8 protein-coding genes are annotated in these 9,659 nt (G+C 60.0%); 4 read left to right on the plus strand and 4 right to left on the minus strand.

Features of this window, described 5'->3' with window-relative positions:
* Positions 1-72 precede the first annotated feature (72 nt).
* Positions 73-2,673 carry an autotransporter family protein gene (locus tag JFT66_RS05610; RefSeq protein ID WP_198858938.1) on the plus strand — a complete coding sequence of 867 codons (2,601 nt, stop codon included), beginning with the start codon at positions 73-75 and terminating at the stop codon, positions 2,671-2,673.
* A 91-nt stretch (positions 2,674-2,764) separates the two neighbouring features.
* Here JFT66_RS05610 and JFT66_RS05615 read toward each other — a convergent pair whose 3' ends face one another.
* The gene (locus JFT66_RS05615) at positions 2,765-3,034 is read right to left on the minus strand and encodes a DUF1652 domain-containing protein (RefSeq protein ID WP_034119394.1); all 270 of its coding nucleotides are present in this window, start codon (positions 3,032-3,034) and stop codon (positions 2,765-2,767) included.
* Positions 3,035-3,430: 396 nt separating this feature from the next.
* Here JFT66_RS05615 and JFT66_RS05620 point away from each other — a divergent pair, with 396 nt between their 5' ends.
* Entirely contained in the window at positions 3,431-3,631 is a 201-nt protein-coding gene (locus JFT66_RS05620) for a ParD-like family protein (RefSeq protein ID WP_003190946.1), read from the plus strand.
* On the plus strand, positions 3,631-4,386 hold the full coding sequence (gene map / locus JFT66_RS05625) for a type I methionyl aminopeptidase (protein WP_198858939.1): 756 nt from the start codon (positions 3,631-3,633) through the stop codon (positions 4,384-4,386). Before JFT66_RS05620 ends, map begins: the two co-directional genes overlap by 1 nt.
* Before the next feature lie 14 nt (positions 4,387-4,400).
* Here the strand turns inward: map and JFT66_RS05630 are convergent, their stop codons facing one another.
* Positions 4,401-5,339, minus strand: a complete 939-nt coding sequence (locus JFT66_RS05630; RefSeq protein ID WP_153839935.1) for a magnesium transporter CorA family protein — start codon at positions 5,337-5,339, stop codon at positions 4,401-4,403.
* 6 nt (positions 5,340-5,345) lie between these two features.
* Positions 5,346-6,932, minus strand: a complete 1,587-nt coding sequence (locus JFT66_RS05635; protein WP_153839936.1) for a RimK family protein — start codon at positions 6,930-6,932, stop codon at positions 5,346-5,348.
* 94 nt (positions 6,933-7,026) lie between these two features.
* Here JFT66_RS05635 and JFT66_RS05640 point away from each other — a divergent pair, with 94 nt between their 5' ends.
* Complete coding sequence (locus tag JFT66_RS05640) at positions 7,027-8,127, plus strand: peptidase C39 family protein (RefSeq protein WP_198858940.1); 1,101 nt, start codon at positions 7,027-7,029, stop codon at positions 8,125-8,127.
* Here the strand turns inward: JFT66_RS05640 and sfnG are convergent.
* On the minus strand, positions 8,111-9,196 hold the full coding sequence (gene sfnG, locus JFT66_RS05645) for a dimethylsulfone monooxygenase SfnG (RefSeq protein ID WP_198858941.1): 1,086 nt from the start codon (positions 9,194-9,196) through the stop codon (positions 8,111-8,113). The genes JFT66_RS05640 and sfnG overlap by 17 nt on opposite strands.
* Positions 9,197-9,659 lie beyond the last annotated feature (463 nt).

The following is a 9,659-nucleotide window of genomic DNA, read 5'->3' on the forward strand; positions in this document are numbered from 1 at the left end:
ATATTGCCATGCCGGAAAACTGTGCTACACCCAGAACAGGAGCAGTTATTACAACAAACCCAGGACAGACCCATGCAAAAGCCCAGCGGTTTATCGACCCGGGCCGTTTTAGCTGTCGGCCTTCTCTCTCTGCAATACGTCACCCCCCAACAGGCGCAGTCCGCCTGTGTACTCACCCCCGGACCCGGCAACGATACATTCGTTTGCGACAGCGGCAGCAGTGCCGGGCTGACCGATCTTTCGGGTAACAACAGCCTGACGCTCCCTGCGGGCGGCTCCGGCACCATTAATGGCAATGTTACCTTTGGCGCAGGAACCGATGCCGTGCGTATCGACTCTGGCCTGATCACTGGCGCCGTGCAGCAAGGCGCTGGTATCGACGACTTCATCATGAGCGGCGGGCAGATCCAGGCCCTGTTTCAAGGTGATGGCCTCGACACCTTCAGGATGACGGGCGGCACCATCGTCGATGCCTTTGAGGACGGCGATGTGGCGTACCAGACCGGTGGCACCATCGGTCGGGTCAATATGAAACTGGACAAGAACCGCTATGACATGTCCGGCGGTACCATTCTGGGCAACCTGGTCACCGGGTTCGACACCGACACCATCATCGTTTCCGGCGGCACCATCGGCGGCAATATCAGCACCAGTGGTGGCGACGACAGTATTACCGTGAGCGGTGGCGTGATCAGTGGCGAGATCCGTGCCAGCGTCGGCAACGACACTTTCCGGTGGCTTGACGGAGGGCAGATCAAATCCTCGGTGCTGATGGGCGATGGCGACGATACCGCCCTGCTGCGTGGCTTGAGCGCAAACCTGCTGGCCTCTACGCCCTCCATCGATGGCGGCCTGGGCAACGATCAACTGACCTTCGACGCGACGACCTCCAGTACCGCCACCCGCTACATCGGCTGGGAGACGGTCAACCTCAATAACAACTCGCGCCTGGACCTGGCCGGTGACTTTTTCCTCGGTGACAGTGGCAGCAACACCGGTACGTTCAACCTCGACGGCAGCAGTACCCTGGCCGTGACCCAAGGCAGTATCCGCCCCTACACCGCAGGCCGACTGGCGACCCTCAACAACGCCGGCACTATCGACATGACCGGCGACAACAGCGCTACCAGCTCGCTGACGGTGCATGGCAATTACGTGGGCAACAACGCCCAGTTGCGCCTGCAAACTGTACTCGGCGACGAAAACTCGGCCACCGACAAGCTGGTGGTGTCCGACGGCAGCATCAGCGGCCACACGCAGCTGGGCGTCAGCAACCTCGGCGGGGCCGGTGGGTTTACCCAGAACAACGGCATCGAGGTGGTACAGGCGCTCAACGGCGCGGTCAGCAGCACCGATGCGTTCGCCTTGAACGGCGAGGTAAAGGCCGGGGCTTATAAATACTTGCTGTTCAAAGGCGGCGTCAGCGCCGGCACGGAAAACAACTGGTACCTGCGCTCGTCGGTGGTGGCCGTGCAACCGCCGGTTGTTCCGCCTGAACCGCCGACACCTCCTGTGGTGGTGCTGGTACCGCCGATCCCAGCGCCGCAGCCGGTGGTGGACCCTGATGAACCGCCCGTGGAGCCGCCCACCGCACAACCGGTAGCGCCGATCGAGCCCCCTGCGCCACCGCCCAGCCCGATTCCTGCCGCCACCTCGCCGCAACCCGCGGCGAGTAGCCCGCCGTTGCCGACCGCGGTGGCCGGCGCCGAGCCTATCCCGCTGTATCGCCTGGAAGTGCCGGTCTACTCGGTGGACATCCCCGCCGCGCAGGTTATGACGCTGCAAGCCCTCGGCACCTTCCATGATCGCCAGGGTGAGCAAAGCCTGCTCACCGAGACCGGCGCGGTGCCGGCCGGATGGGGCCGAGCCTATGGCAGTGATTTCAACAAGAGCTGGTCAGGCACCGTGGCGCCAAGCTTTGACGGCACGGTCAAGGGCTATCAGGTGGGCCATGATCTCTACGCCGCCGAGACCAGCGGTGGGCAGACCCAACGGTTTGGCCTGTTTGTCGGCCAAAGCCGCTTGCGTGGTGACGTCAAAGGCTTCTCGATGGGCTTCCAGAACAATCGCTCCGGACGGGTCAAACTCGACGGCGACAACTTCGGTGCCTACTGGACCCTCACCGACCCGACCGGCTGGTACGTGGACCTGGTGGCCATGGGCACCCGCCTGGATGGTGACAACAAGTCCGACGAGGGGGTGAAAATGGACACCAAGGGTCACGCCCTGGCGCTATCCGCCGAGGCCGGCTACCCGATCACAGTGTCCGAACACTGGGTGGTGGAGCCCCAGGCCCAGGTGATCGCCCAGAAGATCGACCTGGATAACCAGCACGATGGTATTTCCAAGGTCTCCTTCGACTCACAGGAATACTGGACCGGCCGCCTCGGCGCACGCCTCAAGGGCCGCTACCTGGTGAGCAATACGCCGGTGGAGCCGTACCTGCGGGTTAACGCCTGGCGCACCTTCGGAGGCAGTGACACGGTGACGTACGACGATGTCGACCGCATCAAGAGCGATCACAAGGCGTCCTCGGCCGATGTGGGCGTCGGGGTGGTAGCGCGCTTGTCGTCCACGGTCAGCGTTTACGTGGCGGCCGACTACAACACCAATCTGGATGGCAACGCCCTGGAGGGTGTCAGCGGCAATGCCGGCGTGCGTTTGAGTTGGTGAAGAAGATGAAGGTTTTTGAGCGGCGGGACGCAGATAGCATTGGGCCTGGCAAATACCAGGCCCACGGGTCAACTCACATTCAAGCGCTCAACTAGTGATAACCGCGCCCTCCTGCTCGTTGCAGGACGGGTGCGTGGCTGTGCTTGAGGTCTTCGCGCAACCCTGCAATCAGGTTGCAAATGGCTCGACTGCTGTCGAGTTTGTCAGCGTTTATACCTTTGACTTCCAAATCCACCCGGTCACGGTCGCGGTCGTCATAGACTTTGATCGTCAGCGAGGCATCTTCGGCTTTGGTGCATTCGCACCGTTTAGGCAGGAAACTTCCTTCAATAATGCTGCGAAGCTCTAGTTCCGAAAGCATGGCTAACCTCTCCTTTCTTGAGACTGCCAACAGTTTGTCGTTTGTCTGGCAGGCGCTGGCCCGCCACGTCTTGCCAACCCTGGAAGACGCTTGTAACCACCAAGCCTACTCGGCAATTTCAGAGACCGTTGTAACCATTCTTCATAAGCGGGGTGTCGCGCTATATAACGTGATTCGGCCGGGGAGGATCATCGTCGAACCACTTCGATTAAACGTTTAACCCAACTAAACAACCGCTGCGCCGCCACTCTTTCAGCAACATATCGCAAACTATCAACGTTGATGTTCACCCTGGAATAGACTGCCCGATGTCCGAGCGCACATTTGGCCGTAGGGGTTTACGCGCACCATACGAAACGTATACGCTTTGTATATCGAACCTATACAGAGCACCTCATGGGCATCGTCAAGATCACCGACCAACTGCACGAACAGCTTCGCCTGGCCAGCGCCGCCATGGACCGCTCCATCAATGCCCAGGCCGAGTTCTGGATCAAGATCGGCCTGCTCGCCGAACTCAACCCGCACCTGCCCTACAACGAGCTGATCAACAAGCTGTTGCTGGACAAGCCCGACCTGATCCGGGGGCGCAGCTGATGATCAAGACCTCCGCGCAACTGGCCGTGATGCGTGAATCCGGGCGCCTGTTGGCCCAGGTGTTCAGCATGCTCGATGGTTTTGTCGCCGCCGGCCGCTCCACCCTGGAGCTGGACAGCGCCGTCGAAGCCTTCATCCGCAACGACCTCAAGGCCCGACCGGCCAGCCTGGGGCAATACGACTACCCTTTTTCCATCAACACTTCGATCAACGAAGTGGTGTGCCACGGCATGCCCAGCGCCAAGCAAATCCTCAAGGACGGCGACATCATCAACATCGACATCACCCTGGAAAAAGGCGGCTTTATCGCCGACTCCAGCAAGATGTACATGATCGGCAACGTGGCACCCAAGGCCAAGCGCCTGGTGGAAATGACTTTCGAGGCCATGTGGGCAGGCATCCGCCAGGTCAAGCCCGGCGCACGCCTGGGCGACATCGGCCATGCGATCCAGAGCCACGCGCAAGCCAATGGCTACAGCGTAGTGCGCGAATACTGCGGCCATGGCATCGGCCGGGAGATGCACGAAGAACCGCAAATCCTGCACTTCGGCCGCCCCGGCACCGGGCTGGAACTGCGCGAAGGCATGGTGTTTACCATCGAACCGATGCTTAACCAGGGCAGCGCCAAGGTGCGTAGCCTGAAGGACGGCTGGACGGTGGTGACCAAGGACAACAGCCTGTCGGCGCAGTGGGAACATACGGTGGCGGTGACGGCGGATGGGTTTGAGGTGCTGACCCTGCAAAGCTCTACTTGAGCGGCATTCGGCTTTTACACACCATTCGCACCACCCGCCATACGCTTGAGCCCAAGCACCATCAACCCGGCCCCCAGCGCCATCGCCGTGAGGAACAGTGGGTATGACACCCACCACGGCGTACCCGCCGTCATCATGCTGAACTCCGACATGCCGCCCACACTGGCAATCAGGTTAAGGGGCAGGAACACCACGTTGATCAGGGTCAGTTTGCGCAACAGATTGTTCATGCTGTTGTTCATCAGGTTGCCACGCGCATCGATCAGCCCGGAGAACACGTTGGAATAGATCTCGGCCTGTTTGTAGCACTGGTGATTCTCGATGATCAGGTCGTCGATCAGGCCAAGTACTTGCGCACTGAACTGCTCCTTTTCAGCATGGTTGCGCAACCGCGAAAGCACGGCGCCATTGCTGTGCAAGGCATTGATGTAATAGATCAGGCTTTCGCTGAGGTTGAACATCTGCATCAGGTGGCGGTTGCTCATGGACGCGTTGAACTGTTGCTGCAACTCCCGGGCGACCAACTTGATCACCTTCAGATGGCCCAGATAGTGATGGATATTGTTGAGCAGCAAATCAAGCAACACGTCCAATGGCGTATGCAGCGGGCGGCGTGCGCCGAGCCCCGACAACGGCGTGTCATCGGTGGCGATCACCAGCAGACGACCTGGGGAAAATAACAGGCCGCAGGACGACACTTCGAACACCAGGTTACCGCCGCCGGAGTAATTTTCCGGGCGCTTCCAGATCAGGAACAGGTTATCCGGATGAAACTCGATGCGTGAGACTTCATCCGGGTCGAGCGCCGAGGCCAGGGCGTGTTCGTCCAACTTGTGGTGGTCGCGCAGCCAGCTGCGCTCCACCGGGTCGGGGTTGCTGACCAGCATGATCGGTACCGCGTCGCCCTCCCCCTGTTGCAGCTTGCCGTCGATCAAGTCAAAGCGCTGGATCATCGCGGCTCACCACACCTGGCCCTGGCGTTTCAGTTCCAGGCGCCGCACAAACTCCTCCAGCACCAGGCCATACAGGTCGTCCTGCAGGTAGGCATCTTCGATCCCTGCATCCAGGTTGGGGTTGTCGTTGACCTCGATCACCACCACCTTGTCGCCGGACTGTTTCAGGTCCACGCCGTAGAGCCCGTCGCCGATCAGGTTGGCGGTCTTCACCGCAAGCTCCACCACCGCTTTGGGCGCTTCGTGAACCGCCAAGGTGCGGCATTCGCCATTGATGTCCTGACCGATGGCCTTGTGGTTGTAGATCTGCCAATGGCCCTTGGACATGAAGTACTGGCAGGCAAAGATCGGTTTGCGATTGAGTACGCCGATGCGCCAGTCGTATTCGGTGTAGAAGAATTCCTGAGCCAGCAGCAGCACCGAATGCTCAAACAGTTCGGCCGTGGCTTTGAGCAACGCTTCCTGGCTTTCGACCTTGATCACCCCGCGTGAGAAGCAGCCATCGGGAATTTTCAACACCAGCGGGAAGCCCAGGCGCTCGCCAACCCGCTCGAAATCTTCCGGTCGTTCCTTGTAAAGGATCTCGGTGGCGGGCATGCCCAATTGATGGCTGTTGAGCAGGTCGGTGAGGTAGACCTTGTTGGTGCAGCGCAGGATCGACGCGGGGTCATCCATCACCACCAGGCCTTCGCTTTCAGCTTTCTTGGCGAAGCGGTAGGTATGGTTGTCGACGCTGGTAGTCTCTCGGATCAGCAAAGCGTCGTATTCGGCCAGGCGTGCGTAGTCCTTACGCTCGATCAACTCCACATCAATGCCTAAACCCTTGCCAACCCGTACGAAGTTTTCCAGGGCGCGGGCATTGGACGGCGGCAGTTGTTCCTGGGGATCATGAAGGATGGCCAAGTCATAACGGGCCAGTCGGCGCGAACGGGGTTGACGCCATATCTTGCGGCTGAAGTTATCAAGGGCGTTGGCAAATTGATCCTCTTGATCATCACGCAACTTGTGAAGTACGCCGGACTTGACCCCTTCGATATGCCAGCCGTTGTTCTTTTTAAAATCAACTAGCAGGATCGGACACGGAAACGCTTCAAACAACTGACGCGCCAACTCCTGCAACGGCTCGATATTGGTTCGACCAAAATAGAGCGTCAGGGTAAAGCCTTCGGTATTGCTATAAAGATGATGACTCAAGGCTTTATCCAGGGTTTTGTCCAGGTCATCCAGGGCCAGGCCATACAGGGCTTTCTTGGTCAGCTCGCTGATGGTGCGCACCGACGGAATCACCTTGTGCCCGCGCGCCTCAGCCAGCAAGGAGCAGTAGTAGCCGTGCCCCAGGTACTTGTAACTGCGGCACAGGTTGATCACCTGCACGCGCTTGCCTGTCTCGTTTTCCCGGGTCTGCTCGAGGTATTCCTGGGCAGTGACGATGTCTTCGCTGGGGAAGTAGGAGGCCCAATCTTCCTTGCGCTCCACAATAATCACGACTTGGCTTGAACTTCGGGGCGCAGCGGAAAAATAACCGTTGGAAGTTATTGTCGCCGCGACGGTTTGCTCGGATACTTGACGCCAATGACCTTGTACCGCCGACATAATATTTGATCCGCTTTAGAGAACTCGACCTTTTCTATTAAGCACGATCTTTTAGAGAAGTCCCGTTTCGTTACGCAACTTTTACGGCGGTCTCATGGCTCTTTTCTTTCGCGTTGCAACACCCTGCGATGTGCCGGCATTGGTGGCACTCGAACAGCATTGTTTCACCACCGACCGGCTCTCACCGCGCAGCTTCCAGTGGATGGTCAGCCGGGCCCATGGCCAGTTACTGGTGGCGGAACAGGACGGGCAATTGCTCGGTTATGCGCTGGTGTTGTTCCATCGCGGCACCTCATTGGCGCGCCTGTACTCCATCGCCATCGCCGAGCACGCGCGCGGTATCGGTCTGGGCACACAGTTACTCAACCGCATCGAAGCCTGCGCCGTGGAGCACGATTGCGCGTACCTGCGCCTGGAGGTGCGCACCGACAACCCCGGCGCCCTCGCCCTGTATGAGCGCAGTGGCTACCGGCGGTTCGCACTGATCAACGATTACTACGAAGACCACAGCGCCGCCCTGCGCCTGGAAAAGCGCATCGTCCAGCATCAGGACGCGCGCCCGCAGAGCGTGCCGTATTACCAACAGACCACCGATTTCACTTGTGGCGCCGCGTGCCTGTTGATGGCCATGGGTGCGCTGGAGCCTGAGCGCCTCGCTCAGCGTCGCGAAGAACTGCAAATCTGGCGTGAAGCCACCACGGTGTTCATGACCGCCGGGCATGGCGGTTGTAGCCCGCAGGGATTGGCACTGGCAGCCTGGCGCCGGGGTTTTCGCGTGCGCATGCAGATCAACGTGAGCGGCCCGTTGTTTCTCGATGGTGTGCGCGACCCGCATAAAAAGGACGTCATGCGCCTGGTGCACGCAGCGTTCGAGGAAGAGTTGGCCGGCAGTGACGTTGAACAAACGTTCGGCAGCACCCTGGACTTGCCCCAGGTGCTGCGCGAGGGCGGCCAACCGCTGGTGCTGATCAGCAGCTACCGCCTCACCCGCTCCAAGTCACCGCACTGGGTGATGGTCACCGATTGCGACGACGACTTCGTCTACCTGCATGACCCGGACGTGGACCACAGCCAGCACCGCCAAGTCCTGGACTGCCAGCACCTGCCGGTCAGCCATGGGGAATTCGAGCGAATGTGTCGCTTCGGCAACAACAAGCTGCGTGCAGCGGTGGTGCTGTTCAAGCCACCTGCTTGATGCCGGCCTTGGCCTCCAGCTCGCGTACCAGCGGCAATACGCGTTTGCCGAAGTACTCCACTTCTTCCTGGAAGTGCAGGAAACCCGCGAGCACCAGGTCCACACCCACGGCCTTGAGCGCGACGATACGCTCGGCGATCTGCTGTGGTGTGCCGATCAGGTTGGTCTTGAACCCATCGTTGTACTGCACCAGGTCTTCGAAGCTGGACTTGGCCCAGTTGCCCTCGCCTTCCGGTGACGCCTTGCCCGCTTGTCTGGCGGCATCACCAAAGGCGTTGACCGCCTCAGGGTCGGCCTCGTCGATGATTTGCGCCAACACGGCCCGGGCCTCTTCTTCAGTGTCGCGGGCGATTACAAAGGCGTTCACGCCCACCTTCACCGAATGGTGGTTGGCAGCGGCCTTGGCGCGAATATCATCGACCTGGGCCTTGATGCCTTCGGGGGTGTTGCCGTTGGTGAAGTACCAATCCGAGACCCGCGCCGCCATGTCCCGTGCCGCCCGTGAACTGCCACCCTGGAAGACCTCCGGCTGGCCCAGGGGCTTGGGCTTGAGCGTGTAGTTGTTGAAGCGATAGAAGTCGCCCTTGAAGGTGAAATCGTCCTGGGTCCAGATGCCTTTGAGGGCACGGATGAATTCTTCGGAACGACGATAGCGCTCATCGTGCTCCAGCCAAGGTTCGCCAATCGCCTGGAACTCGCCCTTGAACCAGCCGCTGACGATATTCACCGCGATACGGCCGTTGGTGAGTTGGTCGATGGTTGCCAATTGCTTGGCCGCCAGCGCCGGTTGCCACGGGCCGGGCAGGATCGCCGCGATGACCTTGAGAGTGGTAGTCGCTGCCAGCAAGGCATGGCTGAACGCTACGGATTCATGCTGGTTTTCGGCGCCGTAACCGGCGGTGAAACGAATCTGGGTCAGGCCATACTCGAAGCCGGCGGCTTCGGCCAGTTGCGCCAGTTTGCGGTTGTAGTCGATGCCCCAATGGGTACGTTGTTCGATCTTGCTCACCACCAGCCCACCGCTGACGTTGGGCACCCAATAGGCAAATTTAACGGGTTGCTGACTCATTGAACGCTACCTCACACAAAGGGATGTGACAGTGCTGGAGCAGCAAGCGTGCCAGGTACCGGCAAACGCCCGCGCTTTGGGCGTTGCAGTAAAAAACGTGGGTGGAGTCGGCGGTCGGCTAGTGCCAGGGAACGCAGCGGTTTGTCGATAGGCTGTTGCTGGAGCAACACTGCGGCTTGATTGGCAGCACATGTGGGAGGGGCTTGCCTCCGGTGGCGGCCTGACAGCCGACCAGGATGTCAGGCCGAGTACATATCCATTCCTGCGGTCACGGCTGCTATGGGTTCCGCCCTTACGGCGGGTCACTTTGGAAAAGAGCCCCAAAGTAACCAAAGGGCTCTTGCCCCACCACTCGGCACCTCGCCTAGGCTCGGTGTGCCCGTAATCCGACATTGATTTGGGGGGCCGCCGCCACGCGCCATCCATGGCGCGGGGCGGCTAAACCGGCATCCCTGCCGGTTTA

The sequence above is a fragment of the Pseudomonas sp. MF6755 genome (genome assembly GCF_016405635.1).
GTDB lineage: Bacteria > Pseudomonadota > Gammaproteobacteria > Pseudomonadales > Pseudomonadaceae > Aquipseudomonas > Aquipseudomonas haemolytica.